At 54.8% G+C, this 20,048-nt stretch carries 19 protein-coding genes; 2 read left to right on the plus strand and 17 right to left on the minus strand.

The window, feature by feature from the left end; all coding sequences use genetic code 11:
- Positions 1-65: 65 nt before the first annotated feature.
- The 12 genes from PGR09_RS06270 to PGR09_RS06325 all read right to left on the minus strand — a co-directional run bounded on the left by PGR09_RS06270 (position 66) and on the right by PGR09_RS06325 (position 13,074).
- Positions 66-482, minus strand: coding sequence for a T6SS amidase immunity protein Tai4 family protein (locus PGR09_RS06270; RefSeq protein ID WP_315710515.1), 417 nt, complete (start codon positions 480-482; stop codon positions 66-68).
- Positions 483-554: 72 nt separating this feature from the next.
- On the minus strand, positions 555-953 hold the full coding sequence (locus tag PGR09_RS06275; protein WP_315710517.1) for a Rap1a/Tai family immunity protein: 399 nt from the start codon (positions 951-953) through the stop codon (positions 555-557).
- Positions 954-1,012: 59 nt separating this feature from the next.
- A complete protein-coding gene (gene tssC / locus PGR09_RS06280; RefSeq protein ID WP_045382220.1) occupies positions 1,013-2,512 on the minus strand; it encodes a type VI secretion system contractile sheath large subunit in 1,500 nt (499 codons plus the stop codon).
- Between the two features lie 3 nt (positions 2,513-2,515).
- On the minus strand, positions 2,516-3,040 hold the full coding sequence (gene tssB / locus PGR09_RS06285) for a type VI secretion system contractile sheath small subunit (RefSeq protein WP_015366559.1): 525 nt from the start codon (positions 3,038-3,040) through the stop codon (positions 2,516-2,518).
- A gap of 75 nt (positions 3,041-3,115) precedes the next feature.
- Entirely contained in the window at positions 3,116-4,126 is a 1,011-nt protein-coding gene (tssA, locus tag PGR09_RS06290; protein ID WP_047048471.1) for a type VI secretion system protein TssA, read from the minus strand.
- A gap of 11 nt (positions 4,127-4,137) precedes the next feature.
- Positions 4,138-4,845 (minus strand): type VI secretion system-associated protein TagF, encoded by a 708-nt coding sequence (gene tagF, locus PGR09_RS06295; protein ID WP_047048474.1) that lies wholly within the window; start codon positions 4,843-4,845, stop codon positions 4,138-4,140.
- A 16-nt stretch (positions 4,846-4,861) separates the two neighbouring features.
- Positions 4,862-8,473, minus strand: coding sequence for a type VI secretion system membrane subunit TssM (gene tssM, locus PGR09_RS06300; protein WP_430915930.1), 3,612 nt, complete (start codon positions 8,471-8,473; stop codon positions 4,862-4,864).
- A gap of 2 nt (positions 8,474-8,475) precedes the next feature.
- Positions 8,476-9,705, minus strand: coding sequence for a DotU family type VI secretion system protein (locus PGR09_RS06305; RefSeq protein WP_047079152.1), 1,230 nt, complete (start codon positions 9,703-9,705; stop codon positions 8,476-8,478).
- A 14-nt stretch (positions 9,706-9,719) separates the two neighbouring features.
- Positions 9,720-11,063, minus strand: coding sequence for a type VI secretion system baseplate subunit TssK (gene tssK / locus PGR09_RS06310; protein ID WP_047067581.1), 1,344 nt, complete (start codon positions 11,061-11,063; stop codon positions 9,720-9,722).
- Positions 11,064-11,087: 24 nt separating this feature from the next.
- Positions 11,088-11,594 (minus strand): type VI secretion system lipoprotein TssJ, encoded by a 507-nt coding sequence (tssJ, locus tag PGR09_RS06315; protein WP_315710522.1) that lies wholly within the window; start codon positions 11,592-11,594, stop codon positions 11,088-11,090.
- Between the two features lie 24 nt (positions 11,595-11,618).
- Positions 11,619-12,113: a hypothetical protein gene (locus PGR09_RS06320; protein ID WP_015366552.1), complete on the minus strand. Its 495-nt coding sequence runs from the start codon at positions 12,111-12,113 to the stop codon at positions 11,619-11,621.
- Between the two features lie 646 nt (positions 12,114-12,759).
- Positions 12,760-13,074 carry a DUF2502 domain-containing protein gene (locus PGR09_RS06325; protein ID WP_015705463.1) on the minus strand — a complete coding sequence of 105 codons (315 nt, stop codon included), beginning with the start codon at positions 13,072-13,074 and terminating at the stop codon, positions 12,760-12,762.
- Between the two features lie 280 nt (positions 13,075-13,354).
- On the opposite strand from PGR09_RS06325, the gene PGR09_RS06330 reads away from it, so the two are divergent.
- Entirely contained in the window at positions 13,355-14,638 is a 1,284-nt protein-coding gene (locus PGR09_RS06330) for a glycoside hydrolase family 10 protein (protein ID WP_213797310.1), read from the plus strand.
- Between the two features lie 73 nt (positions 14,639-14,711).
- Here PGR09_RS06330 and PGR09_RS06335 read toward each other — a convergent pair whose 3' ends face one another.
- The gene (locus PGR09_RS06335) at positions 14,712-15,689 is read right to left on the minus strand and encodes an NAD(P)H-dependent flavin oxidoreductase (protein WP_315710524.1); all 978 of its coding nucleotides are present in this window, start codon (positions 15,687-15,689) and stop codon (positions 14,712-14,714) included.
- A gap of 162 nt (positions 15,690-15,851) precedes the next feature.
- On the opposite strand from PGR09_RS06335, the gene PGR09_RS06340 reads away from it, so the two are divergent.
- Positions 15,852-16,736, plus strand: a complete 885-nt coding sequence (locus tag PGR09_RS06340) for a LysR family transcriptional regulator (RefSeq protein WP_045394277.1) — start codon at positions 15,852-15,854, stop codon at positions 16,734-16,736.
- A 47-nt stretch (positions 16,737-16,783) separates the two neighbouring features.
- On the opposite strand, the gene PGR09_RS06345 is transcribed toward PGR09_RS06340, so the two are convergent.
- The 4 genes from PGR09_RS06345 to PGR09_RS06360 form a co-directional block, all read right to left on the minus strand.
- Positions 16,784-17,332, minus strand: a complete 549-nt coding sequence (locus PGR09_RS06345; RefSeq protein WP_045414211.1) for an RNA polymerase sigma factor — start codon at positions 17,330-17,332, stop codon at positions 16,784-16,786.
- A gap of 17 nt (positions 17,333-17,349) precedes the next feature.
- On the minus strand, positions 17,350-17,772 hold the full coding sequence (locus PGR09_RS06350) for a hypothetical protein (RefSeq protein ID WP_032714542.1): 423 nt from the start codon (positions 17,770-17,772) through the stop codon (positions 17,350-17,352).
- A 108-nt stretch (positions 17,773-17,880) separates the two neighbouring features.
- Positions 17,881-18,834, minus strand: a complete 954-nt coding sequence (locus tag PGR09_RS06355; RefSeq protein WP_047079148.1) for a hypothetical protein — start codon at positions 18,832-18,834, stop codon at positions 17,881-17,883.
- Positions 18,835-18,900: 66 nt separating this feature from the next.
- The gene (locus PGR09_RS06360) at positions 18,901-20,007 is read right to left on the minus strand and encodes a DUF4056 domain-containing protein (RefSeq protein ID WP_047079147.1); all 1,107 of its coding nucleotides are present in this window, start codon (positions 20,005-20,007) and stop codon (positions 18,901-18,903) included.
- Positions 20,008-20,048 lie beyond the last annotated feature (41 nt).

Consider the following 20,048-nt stretch of genomic DNA (forward strand, 5'->3'; position numbering starts at 1 on the left):
TCGTTAATTATATATCTCAACATAATTGTCCATTGAATAGCAGGAATGCAAAGTTGAAATTAATGCTAGTTATCCTGACTCCAGGTTTTATTAGGATCACCGATGATTATCTGCGAAGTTAATTTATCCAGTTCCGTACTATGATAAAGGCGCAAACAATTTAAGGTAACGCCCTGAGTTGCGGGTTGTCTCTCGGAATGAAAGCCATTGGCGGCACTTTTGTATTTAGCAATAATGGCGTTAATTTTGTCATTACCGTTTTCAATATCGAAAGGTACCCACTCCAGCAACGTATTGCTACTGCGCGCAGCATCCTCAGAAAACTGACTTTTATCATCGGCTACCTGCGCCAGACAGCGGGATAAAACCACGTCTTTAACAACCTGCTTATAAGGTAGCTGTTTAACAAAAAATACCGGGTCGTCCCCGGCATAAGCCGACGCACTGCTAGCAAGCAGCAGACTGATAATGATTCTGTTCATGGCAACTCCCAAAAGTTGGCTTTGGTTGCTACCTCAATTCCCAAAATTCATCATGTTGTCGCCAGGGAAGCCTCATGACGTCGCTCCCTGTTTGCAAGGCAACTCCTTCGCCAACGCTTCGGTAATCAGCATCGCCGCAGGCTGTTTTATTCGCTCGTCGGGCAGCTTTTTGAAATAGCTGTAGACGCTTTCTCGAAGCGATCCCGGCAATGCCTGCTGATAACCGCACCAGGCTTTACCTTCTGTTGCATCCATCACGCCAAGCAGATACATATTGGCCTTTAACTGCTGCTGGGTATTGTCCTGCGCCAGCCAGGCCTGGAGAAACTTTTCACCGCTCAACCGCACATCATTACGTGATAGTTGATTGGGATCGCGCAGTAAATTGGCGGAATCATCAGCCGCCTGGACGACAGTAAATGGCATCAGTACTGTGAGCAGTCCCAGCGTGCAGAGTGGTAATAATCTCATTTCTTTACCTTCTTCCATGGCGTGGTAGCTGCCGGGAGTTCCCTCCCGGCGGCATCATATTACGCTTCCTTGGTCTTCAGCGACGGCAGCTTGGAAACCAGACGCAGCGACACGGTAAGCCCTTCCAGCTGGTAGTGCGGACGCAGGAAGAACTTCGCGGTGTAGTAACCCGGGTTGTCTTCGATCTCCGCTACCTGCACTTCAGCGGCCGCCAGCGGTTTGCGCGCTTTGGTCTCCTGCGACGAGTTAGCCGGATCGCCATCGACATAGTTCATCACCCAGTCGTTCAGCCAGCGTTCCATGTCATCGCGCTCGCGGAAGGAGCCGATTTTGTCGCGCACAATGCACTTCAGGTAGTGAGCAAAACGGCAGCAGGCGAACAAGTACGGCAGACGAGCGGCCAGACGGGCATTCGCCGTGGCGTCGGCATCATGATATTCCGCCGGTTTCTGCAACGACTGCGCGCCGATAAAGGCGGCAAAGTCGGAGTTTTTGCGATGGATCAGCGGCATAAAGCCATTTTTCGCCAGCTCCGCCTCGCGGCGATCGCTGATGGCAATCTCGGTCGGGCATTTCATGTCCACGCCGCCATCGTCGCTCGGGAAGGTGTGGCAAGGCAGATTTTCCACCGCGCCGCCGGATTCCACGCCGCGAATGGAGGTGCACCAGCCAAACTCTTTGAACGAGCGGTTAATGTTCGCCGCCATCGCATACGCCGAGTTGGCCCACGCGTAATTGTTGTGATCCGCGCCGTCGGTCTGCTCTTCAAAATCAAAACTGTCCACCGGGTTGGTTCGAATCCCGTACGGCAGGCGCGACAGGAAGCGCGGCATCACCAGCCCCAGATAACGCGCGTCTTCCGACTCGCGCAGCGAACGCCAGGCGGCATATTCGGTATTCTGGAAGATTTTTGTGAGGTCGCGCGGGTTCGCCAGCTCCTGCCAGGACTCCATCTGCATCACTTCCGGTGCGGTACCGGTAATAAACGGACAGTGCGCAGCCGATCCGATACGCGCCATTTCGCCCAGTAATTCCACATCCTGCGGACTATGGTCGAAATAGTAATCGCCGACGATGCAGCCGAATGGCTCGCCGCCAAACTGGCCGTACTCCTGTTCATAAATTTTCTTAAAGATCGGGCTCTGGTCCCAGCCCACCCCTTTGTAACGCTTCAGAGTGCGCCCCAGCTCCTGCTTGGAGATGCTCATAAAGCGGATTTTCAGCATTTCGTCGGTTTCGCTGTTGTTGACCAGGTAGCTCAGGCCGCGCCATGCGCTTTCCAGTTTCTGGAACTCGTCATGATGCAGGATCTGGTTCACCTGCCGCGACAGCTGCTCATCGATACCGGCAATCAGGTTCTGGATGGTGCGATAGGTGTCGTTGGAAAACGTGACGGTGTTTTCCAGCGCCTGCTGCGCGAGGGTTTTTACCGCGTTTTCAACGGCGGAACGCGCCTGGTCGGTTTTCGGGCGAAACTCTTTGTTCAGCAGCGCGCTGAATTCATCCTGGCTAAAGGCCTGGCTGGACTGCTGCTCATGTTGTTGAGTCGGGTTGCTCATCGATTACTCCTCGCTACCTTTCGCACTGTCGTCTTGTTTCGGCATCTGGCTCAACGATTTGAGCAGCGTCGGATCCTGCAAAATTTTAGCAATTAGCTCTTCCGCGCCGTTTTTACCGTCCATATAGGTGAGCAGATTCGAAAGCTGGGTACGGGCTTCCAGCAGTTTGTTCAGCGGCTCCACTTTGCGGGCCACGGCATCCGGCAGGAAGTCGTCCATGCTGTCGAAGGTTAAATCGACGTTCAGTTTGCCTTCGTTGGTCAGCGTATTGTCGACCTGGAAAGCGACGCGCGGTTTCAGCGCTTTCATACGTTCGTCGAAGTTATCAATATCGATGTCGAGGAACTTACGTTCATCGACCGCCGGTTGATTGTCGACCGGTTTACCCACCAGATCCGCCATCACCCCCATTACAAACGGAAGCTGGATTTTGCGTTCCGCACCATAAATCTCTACGTCGTACTCGATCTGTACGCGGGGCGCACGGTTGCGTGCGATAAATTTCTGCCCACTTTTACTTATTGCCATGATGTTCTCCATCGAAGATGCGCGGTAAAGGTTGAGCGCCAGACCTTATGCCTGTCGCCATAATGTCCGGACGCGTCAGTCGCGACGTCCAAAAATGTTTTCCAGTTGATGAACGCCGTCCGGCGCTAAATCGCGGATGATGTCCATAAAATCCAGCTCAATCAGCCGCTGTACCCGTTCAATCATCAGCGGCGCGGGGTGACTCGGTTCGTGCTGGGCGAAGTACTGTTTTACTTTTTCCAGCATCTGCTGCGCCTCGGCGCGGCTGCTGATTTGCGCGCTGCGCCAGTCAACGGCAGACGGCGGCGGCGCGTTGGGAATCGCTTGATGTTCACTCACGGCACTCTCCTCGCGGGACGCGTGAAAGGACGAAATATCGGTTATCTGGCAGGCGCCGGCGACGATACCGACGGTCTTCTGAAGTTGTTCCATTTCCGGCACGCCGCTTTCACCCAGACAATCGCTTAATATTTCGCGGATGGTCTGCAAGCGCTGGTGAATGGCGAGGATGGCGTCAATCCCCGGCTGTCCGCCGCGGGCCAGTTCATCAATCAATCGCGAACGGCCGCCGGGATAATCCGCGCATTCGGTTTTACTGCCATCGAGCAGCGCCTGCGCATCGCGCAATAGCAGTTCATCGCCATTACTGCGTAACAACACGGCATTGCGTAACGCGCTGGTCAGCGCTGATTTGTCACTTAGCCCCGCGAGCGCATTGATACGGTAAAACGGATCAGTTTCGCCATACTCTTCCAGCAGCGGATAGATAGGCTGCCAGTAAAGCGACAGCGCCTGTTGCACCAGCAGCAGGCCATCCGCGTAACCACTCAGGCCGCGGCGTTTTGTCCACGCCTGAGTCAGCGCCAGCATGACGCGCAAATCTTTGGTGCGGCTAAGTAGCCCAGCCGCCAGCTTTTCTACCGTCGTCCAGTCAGCGGGTTCCGCCGGGATAATGGTGTCGCCGAACTGCTGCTCGGCTTTACCCTGCATCGCTTGTTCCATTGCCTGGAAATCGGCGTCATATTCGAGGTTTTCACCGCAGGGCTGCTCCGCGCTAACCGGAGCAAGGAATTCATCAATATTCATGGCCTACCTGCTTATTCAAACATCGGCGGATACAGACCGTGACGGCCCGGCCTCGCGCCCCCGGCGGGATCAAACAGCAGCGTGAACAGCTGGCCGGTCAAATTACCGCTATGGACGTGGGTATAGAGCGGATAACCATCGGCGCGGTTGGTCCACCAAAAACTGGTCTGACGCTGCGGATCAAAACAGTCCGCCGCCTGCTGCCAGCCCAGGGAGCTTTGCCCATCTTGCTGATAACCAATCACGTCGAGTATTTCCGAACGCTTTTCCGCCTCTACCAGCTTTGGCGCTGGAATAGCGAGTAGCGCCTGGTCAAGTTGTTCAGCGGAAAAACCATTACGTACCGCATGCAGCAGCGTTCTGCCCACCTGCTGATACCACTCTCCGGCCTGAGTGAGGATCGAAGGCGACCACTCCAGCGGGTTGAAGGCCATTTGCGCGCAGATAGGATACTGGCGACCTACCCGGTCGCGCCCTGGGATCAGACACCCCATCTGCACCATCTGCCCGCTCAACATCGGCGGAACGATAAAGTTCCATACCGGCGCGTTGCTGAACTGGCGTTCGCCGCTGCGCTGTTGCTCCTGTTGCCAGGCCATCAGCCCAACCTGAAACCATTGCGACCACTGGCGAACCAGCATGTCCGGAAATCGACGTTGCAAAAAATCGCCGGTACTGGGGAGTTTCCCGTACCAGCTCATCGCAGGGGCGTGAGTCATTCGGCTTTCCTTGCGGTTATGGACATGAGAAACGGGGAAGCTGGAACGGATTGCGGATACTGTTCGGCGCAAACTCCAGCGTGACCTGGTAACCATCGACATTAAACGTTGCCTGACGGCTCAAACTGCTACTGCCGGGCGCGGTGCGCGCCTTATCAAAAAAGCGGTTCAGCGCCCATGAGCCGCTAGTCACCAGCGTCGAGGTGGTACCATCGGCCAGACCGAGTTGCATACGCACCTGGTTGGTGCCGCCCGGCCCCGGCCAGCTCATCATTTGCACCGCCTGCGGACCGTGGCTATAGCGCAACTGCTGGCCATCAACATCCAGCGTCAGGTTGAGGATCCGGTTGTCCATGCTGATGGTGCGCACCGTCACTTTAAATGACGGCGTGGTCGCGCCATTGGCAAAGAACGCGTCGCGGATCGATTGCGCCTGCTGGAAAGGCCTTAATAACCCTTCACTACCCGGCAATGTTTTGCCATCGATACCGGGCATAAAACGCCAGCTGGACTGCGTGGTATCGACTTTATTGGTCAGGTTGTCACGGAAGAAGGTATCCATCATGCCGGTGCCCGGCGCGAACATACGCGCCAGATCGTCCGGCGTGACTTCACTACTGGCGCTGCGAACCAGCGGATAGCGCCCGGCGATAGCCTGGCGGCAGAATCCGCCGACTTCAACGTTAATCCGTTTACGTACGTTATCGAGATCGCGGCGCTGGGTATCACTGCTGGCGCCGACCGCCATTTTGCTGAACATAGTTTGCAGGCCGCCAGGTAAACGCCCGGCGCTGGCCTGTAGACGGCTAATCGCGTCGCCGCCCGGCGGTTGCATACCGCTGTTGGCGGCATCCTGTACCGCGGTCAAGTAGCGATAAAGTTCATCGATCTGTTTGAGGAAATCGTCGAACACAATCGTTTTGCCGCCCTTTTCCAACGGCTGCGCCAGTTCGATCAGCGGCGCGTAGTGTTCCGTTACCAGCTGTTCCGGCGTCTGGCTAAGCGCCGCGCCCTGGGTTGTGCCGCCCTCATCATGGCGGAAAAGCGCTTCCAGCGTTCGGGTAGCGCGGTTGCCCTGCTCGGCTGAGTTTTCGCTTTTAACCGTATCCGGCTCGGCGCGCGCCAGGTTCAGCACCTGACTCAGGTTGATAACCAGACGACGCAGCGGCGAGTTACTGGCGGAAAGCAGGCGCGCGGTGTTGATCCGCGATGACAGATCGGCGCTATTGTTGAGCTGAATATCGGCAAGGAAGCGATCCCAGTTGGCGATAAAATCACGCATATAGAGCTGGCGGACGGCGTTATCGGTTTGCTGTTTATCTTCCGACGCGCTGGCGGCGCCCAGCACCCAGATATCATCTTCATGCAGCGCGCTGGTCACGTTATCGATCTGTTTATTGAACACCTGCCAGTAGCCATCTGGCGTGTACAGGCCGGGAACGCCCTCAGCGATCGGCGTACCGCTTTTACGCGAGAACACCAGTTCGCTCTGCGGCCCGCCGAGCGTCGCCAGCGATACCGCTTTCAGATTGTCATTATGCTCAAGTAGACGTTTCAGACGACCGTACACTCTTGAGGAGAGCGGCTGCTGGTTAATCAACGCTCGCTCACGGGCGATCAGCGCATCATCCCTGGCATACGGCGAGGACTGGATTTGCGGTTCCAGTAGCTGGACAAGATGCCCTTCCAGCTGTCGTAGCTGCGTCTGCGTCACGTTTTGCGGCAGGTTACGCTGCAGGTTAAGCATCACCCAGGAGAGTAGAAACTTGCCGTCATACTGCTTGGGCTGATAGAGCATCTGATAGGCTTTCAACGCCTCATAGCTATATTCGGCGTCACTGCCATTGTCGTTGCGCAACCAGGTAGTGATACGCATGGCGACATCCGGTAACAGCATTTGCTGCAGCGCTTTTTGATACAGCGTCTGCGAGGCGTCGCTGACATCATTTCCGCGGTAGAGTCCCATCCGGCGGCTGACCGGCGGGTCGTTGACGTCAAAATCGGCACTCTTCGGCAATTCCAGCAGGCCGTTGAGTAGCGGCAGCATGGCGAACAGATCGCGCTGCTCGGGGTTTTGCAACGCTTTGCTCTGCTGCTCAACCTGCGGCACCTTCACCGAGACTTCTTCCAGGTAGGCCTTGTTTTTGCCGTAGCTGGTCAGCCACAGTACGCATGAAATGATTAACAGCGCCGCGAGCGCCGCATAGCCTGACCAGATCGCTGCGCGGTTACGCAGTTCCCACCAGCGGTTCTGCCCGGCGATGCCGGCTTCCTGGAAAATCACGTTTTGCAGCAGGTTTTTAATGAAATAACTCTGGCCTTTGGCGCCGGGGATCGGCGCTTCTTTACTCACTGAGTCCCAGTTGTCGTTTTCATTTCCCTGTGGCAAAGACAGCGCGCGATTGAGTTCGCCCATCACGCGGTCGAACGGTAGCCCTTCCTGGGTACCGCTGGCGAAATAAATGCCGCGCGGTGAAAACTCGGTTTCAAAGTTAGAACGGGCAAAGACGGTACTCAGGTAATCGGCTAACAGTGGCCGCAACGCCGCAAACTCTTGCGGGAACAGCCAGGCTTCGGCGCGGGTTTTGGCATCATGCTCTTGCAGCATTGTATCCGGCAGCCCGGCTTCAAGCCGCTGTTGCAGTAGCGCAAACTCCTGGGTAAAGCGGCCCATCAGGTCGAAGTCGGCAAGACTTGCCTGCTCCCACGGGAAAGTGAAGCCCCAGATTTGATCGCGCTGCGCCTTGTCGTAATCGGCAAACCAGGCGCGGAAGCCTTTAAGCAGGTCGGCCTTCGTCACCAGTACGTACACCGGGAAACGAATACCCAATTGTTCATGTAGTTCAGAGAGACGCTGGCGCAGATTAACCGCCTGCTGCCGCGAGGCCTCCGTCGATTGCGTTAACAGGTCGGAGATACTTACCGTGACAATAACGCCGTTAATCGGCTGGCGGCGGCGGTATTTACGCAATAACCCCATGAACTTCAGCCACTCGCTGGCGTCCTGCGCCTGCTCGCTCTCCTGGGTGGTATAGCGCCCGGCGGTGTCCAGCAGCACGGCCTCGTTGGTAAACCACCAGTCACAGTTGCGTGTGCCGCCGATGCCGCGTAACGCCGTTTTTCCGAAGCGGTCGGCCAGCGGAAACTGCAGCCCGGAGTTCGCTAAGGCGGTGGTTTTACCGGAACCGGATGCGCCAATAATCACATACCATGGCAGCTGATACAGATAGTGGGTGCTAAACCGCTGGGTCCACTGGCCATTGCCGGTTTTGCTGAAGTGCGCTTTTTTCAACATTTGCGCGGCTTCATCAAAGCGATCGGCGAGGATCTGGTCTTCACTATTGAGGCGCTGCTGCGGATCGTTACCCTTCGGCGTGTCTTCCTTCAGGTTATCCATCAGCTTGCGGTTGAGCCAGGCGTTGTACAGACGCGGCAGAATGTGGCTTTGCGCCCAGATGAGGTACACCAGCGCAATAGATATAACGCGGTTTTGTTCCGATTCCAGCGGCCGGGTATCGACAATCGACAATAGCGGGCCAATCATCCAGATGACGGCCGCCACCGCCGTAGCGCCGAGAAAACCCCACAGCAGCCGGTTGGTCAGTATGGAAAGCAGAAGTGTCAGCATCCTTAATTTCCTTGGGGCAATCCGTTCAGCTCAGCCCGGGTATTATCGGGCGACACCAGCAGAGTAATTTCCACACGGCGGTTACGGGCACGGTTCTCAGGAGTAGTATTCGGCGCGATGGGATTCATTTCCCCTCGCCCTTCGGCTTTTACGCGTTCGGGCTGCGTCAGATGATTTTGCAGTTGCTTTTGTACCGATCGCGCACGTTCCAGCGACAGTTCGTAGTTCGAGGCAAAGCGCGCGCTGCGGATAGGCACATTATCGCTATAGCCGACCACCAGAATGCGGCCGCTGACGTTGTTCATCGCTTGCGCAATGCGGTCAATTACCGGGTCGTAGCGATCGCGCACCACCGTCGAGGCCGAAGCAAATAGCCCGTCGCCTTTGAGGATCACCACGCTGCGGTCCGCTTCGTCACGTACCGCAACCAGCCCTTCGGCAATTTCCGGGCGCAGAAAACCTCGCAGGTTAAGTACCGCCGGCAATTTTTCCGCCGGCTGAGCAATCGACGCTTCCGGCAGCGGGGTCTGGTAAATTTTCGCCAACACCGGGTTGGTGGCATCGCCAAGCCGCCAGTTAAGAATGATATAGAACAGGCAGGCGGCGAACCCCGCCAGCGCGACGCAGGCCCATAGCGGCACCACCGGATGCCACAGTTTACGCAGCACCGGGCGATCCTCGCCGTGAACCGATAACGGCGGCGCGTAGCCGCCGCGTACGCCGCAAATCATTTGCCACAGGCGCTGCTTGATGGTTTCCAATTGCGTACGGCCGTTATCCATTACCCGATAGCGTCCTTCAAAACCGAGCAATAAACAGTAGTTGATCAGTTCCAACAGATTGATGTGTTCGCGCGGATTCTGCGACAGGCGCGCAAGCAACTGGAAGAACTTCTCCCCGCCCCAGGTTTCATTGTGAAAGGTCACTAAAAGACCGCTGCCCGACCAGACGCCGCTACTCCCCCATGGCGTCAAGGCCGCAGCCTCGTCCAGCGCGGTACACAGACAGTAACGAGCGCCGACTATCACTTCGTAGGGTAACCCCGCCTGCTGAGCGCGCACTTCAAAACGGCGGATTTCATCAATCAAACGCTGGCGCAAACCGGCCTGGTCATCGTGAGATACCGAATGACGGATCTGTGGGATCGCATTTAGCAATGGGTTGGCGGCCGTCACCAGGGGATTATTGCCGCTTACGCCATGGCTGGCAGCGGCCTGTTGTTCCTGCATCATCAACGCTCGCTTTCTTATTCCGACGGGCTACGGATAGCCCAAAATTCCATATCCAGGCCGGGGAACTCGCCTGCCAGATGCAGTGCGAAGGCGCCGGATTTCTCCATGTCGTTCCACAGCTCGCCGCCCTTTTCGACTGCAAAGTAGTTGTAACCGGCATGCCACGGAATTTGCGGCGGCGCGGCGGGCATAGCGCGCAGGATCAAACCCGGTAGCTGTAGTTGCACTAGATCGCGAATTTTGCTCACCGGCGCGACTTTCATCTGTGCCGGGAAGTGCGTTTGCAGTACATCACCCGGTACGCTAGCTTTAACCGCCAATACGAATCCGAAATCACGCACCATGCTGCTCTCGGGTACGGTCGCGATGTTTAGCCCATGCGATCGTTCTATCAGCGGGAGTTGGATGGCGTTGTCTTCCATTACTTGTGATAACCCCTGACGCAGCAACAACATCAGTTTGCCGAAGCAGCTAGCGAGATCGTCATGGTCGTAAATTGGCAGGGCGGCATCCGGACCGCGCTGCGCCATCCAGGTCGTCAGCTCGGCGGCGAACGGCAGCCAGCTATTCCACAATGACTCAGGGTGAACTAACGGCAGCGTTTTGAGATGTGATAGATGGCCGAGATGGCGATTGACCAGCGCAAGTAGAGTGAACTCAATTAATTCGGAAGTATTAAAACGCCCCGGCTGTCGCAGCCGGCTGCCGATCTGCTGGCTGCGTTGCGCCAGCAGACCATGCAAGTCGTTGATCATCGCGTAAATCAAAGGATGATTGATGCCGTTGAGCATCGGCGGGATATAGCCATTATCGAGTTTTACGGCATTATCGTTGCGCTTTTCGGCAATGAACGCCACGCCGATGGCCGTCCACTCGGCAGACAAATCCTTTTCCAGCATCAGGGTGAGCCGCGGGCGGGCAAACTGCACGGTGGCATCGCCAACCGACAGCGCATTGTCATCCGCTACATCCTGCTCAAACGCGGTAAAGCGCGCCAGCGAGTCTTTTTCCTCGCTGAAGATAACTTCTTCCCGGCCGCCGCGGCGTACCGGCAAGGCCAGTACGACTTTTTCGCCGGCGACGTTATCCGGAAGCTGCAACGGCGTCGGGCCCTGACGAGCATCGCGAAACTGGAAGAACGTCCCATCCGGCAGCAGGCCGCTGGCATAGCTCAGAGCAATGCAGCCCTGACGCAGCATCGCCTCATCAAGTTCAATCTCAAGGAAACCCCACAGCCAGGAGCGCTGTAATCCGCCCCATTCGCGAATTTGCGTTTGCAGGTAGCTTTCTGCCCGCTGAAAGTGATGCGGACGCAAGAACATACCTTCGGTCCAGACCACCTTTTCTGCTTTATTCATACAAATTTCCTGTTAGGGCTCGCGCTATTGCTGCACGACGCGGATCCCGTTAACGTCAAGATATAAATTGGCTTGCAGCTGATCTGCCGACAGTTTCCAGAACTGCCAAAAAGGAGTTTCGCCAGACGTTGGCAGAGGAAGAGAAATGCGCCACTTTTTACCATCCAGAGATTGGTATTCCGCCATCACTCCGATATAACGCGCCTCCGGCGAGCTCTGCCCGCTGAGTTTTTTTGCCAGTTGACCCGGCATAAGGAAAAATTCATCGCTGTTCAGCAAGTTGCCGGCGAGAACTTTTTGCGCGTTATTTTGTAAGGAGTAGAAATCGGCGGACATGAATTCCGCATCGGATTTCAGCACTAACACTCTGACCTTTAATGGCGCAGAACTGTTAATTTGCGGGTGGGCCTGGAACTGAAGATTGTATCGGGCAGGGTCGCTGTGTGAAGACGAACCACATCCACTAACCAACGTAAAAAGAAGCAAATAAAACGCCAGCATGACCTGGCGTAAAAGAGAGTTATTATTCATACGGTGTCGCTCGTAAAGGCGGGATTAATCCAGAATCCAGGTACCGTTATTGCCGTTTTTGCAGGCTTTGGTATTTCCGTCGACGCTCACGCAGGTCGCTTTCTTACGCGCCTTCGGGCGCTTCGACTGTTCGCGGACCGTTTTATCATACAGTTCACTTTTGACGACGGCATTGGCCGGAGCATAGCCAATTAAATTTTCCTGACCTTCATTGGCTAACGCTATCCAACCGTCCTGCGCCTGGCCCAGGGCGATATAATTAGCACCAGGAACCAATTGCACAATCACTTTGCCGCCATATCCGGCCTGGCTCATTACCGCGGCAGAATACAGCGCGCGATATTCTGCGTTAATTGGGGTAAATTCCGTTGGCGGAACAACAATATGGCGATGGGTCAAATTGACGCCGTTAACCTGCGTGGTTTCAATGGTGTCATCGGTAATTTGCGGCTTCGGCGGCGCTTCGCACCCTGCCAGTGAAACCGCAATCATAGCGGCTAAAAACACTCGCGTTTTCATATGCTTTTCCATTGCAATGCTATTATTTTCTTAAGGGTTATCTCTGCTTGAATAACAAGTCTGAATATCCTTAATCACTGTGCGTAAAAGGGTTCCCGATGTGATATGGGCATAGCTACCGCACGAATCTTCACCGCAGTGGATCCCTATATTACATTTCATTAACTATCACCACACAATTTTACAGATCGATCGAGTCAATTCAACACGCAATTTCGGCTCGTAGTTATGGGTGGTTAGCGTATTTAAATTTTTAGGATTAATCTCACCAAAGCTTTTAGCGCAGAAAAACGAACAATCGCCAAAAAAGTGTAATACCAAAGACCATACAAAATAAAGTGTAATTTAACTATATGATTTAAAATATATATTTAATTATTTTGCAAATCGGATTTTTCATTCGCTGTGAATATGGAATAGTCTTAAAAAAGATTTAGCGGTAAATTCGCCCACCAATCTTGGTAGGCTACTTTTATTTTTATCAGGCAATACTGACGCTGTAAAAAATCACGGTGATATTTGACAATATTACGGGAGGCCTCTAAAGGCAGATTACGTATAACGTCTACAGCAGCGAATAATGAGTTGAATCTTAGAGGGATGAAATGCAGTAACTAAAACGGAGCCCGATGGCCCCGTTGTCGTTTTAGTGATGATGATTCTTGTGGTGTTTATAGTATTCTTTCTCACGCTTCTTCGCGTCTTTACGACCGTCGTGATAGCCCTTCTCGTAGGCTTTACGCTGTTTTTTCTCTAGCTTTCGCCAGTGCTTGTCACGATATTCATAATGACGATGCCAGTAGTCTTTATCACGCCAACGGCCACCGTCCCAGTAATGACCGTAGGAATCACGGTCGCCTATCTGCAGTTTAATAGCCGGTAAAAGCGTAATCTCTTCGGCCTGGGTGACGATCGGTGCGGATGCCAGCAAAACGGCGGCCAGCAATAATATTTTTCGCATCGGATTCTCCTTAGCTGTGCGTCTCGTAATATGTTGTAACACAACTGACCAGCTAATTATCCAGGTTAATTCTGCTTTTTCAGCTAAATGCTGTGAAAGGTTGTCGTTAGCTCTGCACGTTATGCGTACGGATACCAGACAAAAGGCATTTTATTTTTCTTTACATCGGAGCGCGGCTTGCCCTGGTGGGGGAATCATTAGACAATGTGATTTTTCAAGCGTCTACATGCCTACGGGAGTAATGATTATCGCTTCTCGTCGCCTCCTCTCCGTCACCAGCATGACCCGGCTTGGCGCGGTTGCCGCCGCCGTACTGCTGCTCGTGACTTGCACCAGTAAAGCGCCAAAATCGCTGGTGACCGCCAGCAAACCGCCCGTTGCGCAAAAATCGGCAAAAAATCAGCAGCCGGTGCGCGGCGTCTGGATCACCACGGTTTCCCGTCTCGACTGGCCGCCGGTGGGTTCAATTATCGCCAGTAGCCCGGAAAGCCGTATCAGCCAGCAAAAGCTGGCACTGATCGCCAAACTCGACAATCTACAACGCCTGGGCATCAATACCGTCTTCTTCCAGGTTAAACCGGATGGCACCGCGCTGTGGGAGTCCCACATCTTGCCGTGGTCAGACATGTTGACCGGCAAAATTGGCGAAAATCCCGGTTACGATCCGCTGCAGTTTATGCTCGATGAAGCGCATAAACGCGGGATGAAAGTTCACGCGTGGTTCAACCCGTATCGGGTTTCGGTCAATACCAAACCCGCCACCATCGCCGAACTTAACCACACCCTGACTCAGGTCCCCGCCAGCGTATTTGTCCTGCACCGCAACTGGATACGTACCGCCAGCGATCGCTTTGTTCTCGATCCGGGGATCCCGGAAGTCCGTGACTGGATCACCAGTATCGTGGCGGAAGTGGTGCAAAACTATCCTATCGATGGCGTGCAGTTTGATGACTATTTCTATACTGAAACGCCGGGATCGATGCTGAACGATAATCAAACCTATCAGCGATATGGTCAGGGTTATGCCTCGAAAGCCGACTGGCGGCGTCATAACACCCAACAGTTGATAGCGCAGGTCTCGCAGACCATCAAGAAACTGAATCCGCAGGTTGAGTTTGGCGTCAGCCCGGCGGGGGTATGGCGCAATCGTTCCCACGATCCGGCCGGTTCTGACACCCGCGGCGCGGCGGCCTATGATGAGTCCTATGCCGATACCCGCAGTTGGGTTCAACAAGGGCTGTTGGATTATATCGCGCCGCAGCTGTACTGGCCGTTCGCCCGCGATGCCGCGCGCTATGATGTGCTGGCTAAGTGGTGGGCCGATGTTGTGAAACCCACTCACACCCGGCTCTATATCGGCGTGGCGCTGTATAAAGTCGGTGAACCGTCAAAAAATGAACCAGACTGGATGGTCGGCGGCGGCGTGCCGGAGCTGAAAAAGCAGATCGACCTCAATGAAACCACACCAGGTATTCAGGGGACGATTCTGTTTCGCGAGAACAACCTTAACCAGCCGCAAACCCAGCAGGCGGTTCAGTATCTGCAGCAGCGCTGGGGGAGCTAATTTGTGCTAATCACCCTCCCCGTTGTGCGAACGGGGAGTTTCTGTTTTCCGCCTGAGAGCGCAGCGGTTGAGATTAAACCGTCAGTTCATCCACTACTTCCGCGACGCTCTTGACCTGCTGAATACTGCCGATGCCGGTTCCCAGTGAAATGTAACCTTCATCAGTGTTGCCCTCCAGCATGCCAATCCGTAGGCCGCGCAACCCGCCCATTTCCGCGGCTATGATTTCATTACTGGCGCCGGATTTATCTAACGCCACCAGTCTGGCGGCTAATTTGCCCGGCAGCGAACGATAGTAATCCGGCAATGTGCGAAATAGCAGCAAATCCAGGCCGTTAGCTTGCACGATCATCTCTTTCACCGATTGCGGCACGCGGCTCTCGGTGGTGCTGATAAACACGGAACCGGCAAATACCCCCTGCGCGCCCAGCGCGTGGGCGGCCCTGGCGGTGCGCCGGTCGGTAATCCCCCCAGCCGCCAGCACCGGCACGCGCTTCACCGCATCGACAATCAATGGCACGATAGAAAACGTTCCCAATGCCGTCCCCGGAAGCGTTCCACCTTCGTCGAAGCCGGTGGCGACAATAACATCAGCGCCCATCTCCTCGGCCTCGCGGCTGTTTTCCGGCGTCGGGTTAATATCACGATAGATAATGTTGATCCCGGCCTGCTTAAGAGAAGCAAACAGCGAGGGAATGATAGCCCCTTGACCATAGCCGGTATAAACCACCGCTTTAACCCCCTCTTCTTTTACTACTTCTACAATCGGCGGCGTCCAGATATCGTTTTCAACCGTCGGAATGAGATTGACGGCAAAAGGTTTCTCGGTGAGTAATTTCGTTTTACGGATCTCTTCACGCATCTTTTCTGCCGTTTCCTGCGGCGTCGAGACGGCGGTTTGCGCGGTTAAACCTGCGTTCGGCCCTAATACGCCAAGCCCTCCGGCATTACTGACGGCGGCGACCAATCGGGCGTCGGTCAGCCAGGATAGCGGCCCCTGAATGACAGGTTTTTCAATACCGAGAATATGGCTAACAGAACGGTTTTGCATGATGCGACTTCCTTAGTGTGTTTTCTGGCGCTTAGCGCTGGGATGAGGACACTGTAGGCCGCTTTATTGTTTGGAAAAATAGTAAAAGTTATCCTTCACTGTTATTAAATAAGTAATAATCAAAAAGAAATACCATGTTGTCATCGGAGCGCATCGGCACAAATGAACTTAAATCTTTTTGAATCTATTAAGATTTTTATCGAGATCATCGAGTCTGGCAGCTTTACGCGCGCCGCCGAGAACCTGCAGATCCACCGCCCGGCGGTCACGAAAGCGCTACAGCAGCTGGAGCAGCACTGCGGCGTTCGGCTGCTGCAGCGTACCACCCGACAGATCCACCTCACCCCTGATGGCGAGGCGTTTTATCGTCGTAGTAAACCTCTGCTGGCGCAGGCCGACGAGCTGATGGAATCTTTCGCCCCGCAGCGTCCGCTGCAGGGTCAACTGCGCGTCGATATGCCTATCGCCCTGGCGAAGTTAGTGGTCGTACCGAATCTCCCCGCCTTTTATCATCAGCATCCGGAGCTTGAAATTGTGCTGAGCAGCTCCGACCGGCGGCGGGATATGCTTCGTGAGGGCCTCGATTGCGTTCTGCGCATCGGCGAACTTGAAGACGGTGACTATATCGCACGTCATCTCGGTACCGTCGGTATGAAAACCTGCGCCAGCCCGGCCTACCTGGCGAAACACGGCGTTCCCACAATCCTTGACGACCTGCAGCATCATCAGGCGATCAACTGGCTGAATAACAGTAATCATCAGACCATGCGCTGGGTGTTTCAGACTGACGCCGGACCGCAGACTCTTGCGCTGGCCGGCAAACTGGTGGTGGATAATTCAGAGACATACATTGCCGCCGGTTTGGCTGGGCTCGGCATTATGCAGGGTCTGGATCTTTTCCTGCAACCCTGGTTGAAGAGCGGGGAGTTGGTTGAGGTCCTGCCGAATAATCCGGTTCCCTCCAGAAAATTATCGCTTATCTATCCCCATCGTCATGTATCACGCAAGGTGCGCGTCTTCGCCGAGTGGCTGGCGACGCTGTTATAGAAATAAGGATACAATAAAGCCCGGCGCGATATGCCGCCGGGCATGAGTTAAGGCGAGGTAAGTTCATCGTAAAGCGTTCGCAATCGGCTGCGAAGAAAGAGTACCGCTTTGTGTTTACGCGACAGCCACGCCTGCTCGCTGGCGCCGCTCTCTGCCGCTAACTCCCTGTAGCTATAGCCCTGCAGTTCGGTTTTCTCGAAGGCTTCTCGCTGCAGCGGCGGCAACTCCGCCAGCGCTTCAGTTAATGCCTCCCACAGCAGTTCTTTAAGGTATGCTTCCTCCGGCGTCTGCGCGACGCCAAACAGCGTTTCCGCCAGCTCATCCTCGGCAGAGCCGCCATCGCCATCCTCATCGCTGTCGAATGTTAATGGCAACTCGCGCTTCTTGCGCGACCGATCGGTCATTTCATTACGCGCCGCCCGGAATAACCATGCCGCCACGTTCTCCACCGGTTGCTCGACTTTCATCAGTTGCAGGGTAACTTCCTGCAGGATGTCATCGGCATCGTCACGTACGGCGGTTCTACCGCGAATAAACGCCCTTAAACGCGCACGACAGGCGGCAAGCGCAGACAACAGCCGTGATTCCCCCGCCATCGTGTTGTTTACCTCGTTCACTCGGCATCCGGCGTCTTCGCCGAGGTGTTATCGTCAGTCGGTTGCCCGCCGCGACGTTCATGCCAGCCGCAGCGGCCGTGATGTCCGTGGCGACCAAAACGTTGAGCAAACTCCTCTCGCTGCTCCGGGGTCATGGTCATCCAGCGTTCATGCATGCGTCGACGCGCCTGCGCCATACCAAACATACCGCGATGAAAACCTAAACCGCCAAACAAGATACGGCACAGCGCCAGCAACCCCAAAGCCTGCCAGAAACCGATGCTTTTCACCCCGAAGATAGCCGGCAGCAAGGCGTTCCATAGCGACATCACGACCAGACTCAGTACCACAACAATCGCCACGCCGATGATCAGCGGTCGCGCCAGTCTATGGCGACCAAAACCCTGGTGATGATGCCCGTGTCGTTCAAAATCTCTCATCGTCAATTACCTCATTAAAATGTATGTATCGAGGTAGACGAATCAGCGAAGAAAATATTGCCAATAAAAATGAAAAAATAACGCAATCACGAAAACGGGCAATAGCACTCAGAAACTCATTGCTAAACCGAGACCATAACCTTCGGTGTTATTACCGAACATGTAGCGGGCCACCAGTCGGGTGCGGGTGATAAATACCGGATACTGGCTACTGTCAAGTTCCAGACCAATACCAAGCGAACTCAGGCTATCAAAGCCGAGTTCACCGCGCTGGTCGCCGAGATACATGGTATGGGCGCCTTCCAGCACATAGCGCACCGGGCTTTTCAGCAGCGTCCAGTCGGCAATCGGCGCGCGTCGGCGAAGGTAGATACCCAGATTTTCGGCACTGGCCTGCCCCTGTACCGCTTCAGATGTGCTACCGAAGGTTTGTAAATTCATCGCGGAATAGCGCGCCTCTATATCAATATCCTGCGTTTTGGAAAACAGTTCATAATCGAGCATTAGCGACCCGCCCAACCCATAGGCGTTCAGTCGTCCACCATCGAGGAAGCGAATATCGGCATCGGTTTTACGTTCGAGCGCCCAGCGACCAAGACGCGCATCACTGGCCATGGTGCCCAGCATCATATTGAAGATAGGCCGTAGTACCAGTTTTCCGCCCCAGCGGTCCTGATACAACGGAAAGTCCCAGCCGACGCCGCCGGTGGCGGTCAGACTGTTCCATTTGGTCGGGATGGTACGACTTTGGTCGCCATCGCTGATTACAAATTGTGGGTCGTAGCGGCTATAACCCATGGTGCCTTCCAGATAGAGAGGAAAACTGTTGCTCAGCGTTGCGCCGCCGCCGAATTGGGTGATGGTGAGTTCGTTTTTCTCATTGGCGCCGGAACCAATATTCAGGTCGCTGGCGGTTACATCAGGCACCACGGTATAACTCATTAAGGTGAGCACCGCGTCCGCACGCTGCTTTAGCCGACTGCCGTCGAGGGCATAGCCTGCCTGGCTGACGAATAGCACCGCCAGCAGTAGCCAGGACGCGCGCGGAACGACAAATACCATGGTCTGATGCTACCTCAACGGGGGGATTAGTTTGATTGAGTATAGCCAGCAGTGACCAATCGTTAGTTATTTTTCAATACGCTGCAGTTGAATGGCATCCGCCTGCTGCGCTTTATCAGCAAGCTGCTGGAACTGCTGCGGAGAATAAAAATTTTGCGGTGCTGGTAGCGACTGCATATCCTGCCCTGGATGGATTTGCAGTTGACCTAGTTCAGCGAGCGTAAACCCGGCAACTTCCTTTGGCATCGTCAGACGATACGGCGGCGTGCGTTCAAAAGGAACCGGCGTTGGCAGGCGATTTTCGCTGAGATCGTAATTCCGCTTCAGTACCAAAAATTTGTCCGGTACCCTGCGCTTACTGTTCCACCAGTCGCCGTCAATCTCGCGAAACATCCGTTCCGTCTCACTTTGCGGCGCGACCAGCAGTTTGACCAACGCCTGTTTTAACGCCGCTTCCATCGCCCGGTTGTAGGCATCGACCGAACCGGCTTGCCCTTGCAATATGACGTTGATCGCCAGACGTGCGCCCAGCAGATTGGAGTAGAGATCCTCCGGCGAAAAGGCGGAAATCTCTTCCGAAAAGCCCGGAACCGATTGGAAGCCATACCATTGGGCGATCTCATGCCATTGCGCAATTTCAAAGGCCAGATGGCCGGCAAGCCACGCGGCTATCGTATATCGCTGCGGCATTGAAGCCGGCGGCGTAAAGGCATTTAACTGGACGCGGCGGACGCCCAGCTCCTCGCTGTAAAAGATACGTCCTGGCTGGCCGAGCGTGGGATAAATTCGGCTGAATAAATAGAAGGTGTAATCAGCGGTATCGCGCACATGGGCAATATCAATAAAGCCGCCGCGGCGGGTATAGATAAGGCCATTGTGCTCATCGCTTAAGCCAATCAGATTTTTAACCGCGCCGAGCGCGCTATCGTTGTAATGATGCTCACCTAAGGTATCGAGCGTCAGCACATTGCCAATCTGATAAACCGGGATCGGCACGCCAATGGCGCGCACCCGCAGATCGAACCCGAAGGCGCAGCATGGGCGCAGCGATTCCGGCGGTGACAGTTCACCCACTACCGGGCTGACATGATTAACGGGAATCGTCGGTAATACCGGGTCCTGGGCAAATACCGAAAAAGCGGCTGCCCATAACCACCACAAACTCTTACGCATCAAAAGCGTTCTCCACCACACAAAAACAGCGCGCATCATAC

The organism is Klebsiella sp. 141251, from assembly GCF_050600725.1.
GTDB classification, from domain to species: Bacteria; Pseudomonadota; Gammaproteobacteria; order Enterobacterales; family Enterobacteriaceae; genus Klebsiella; species Klebsiella aerogenes.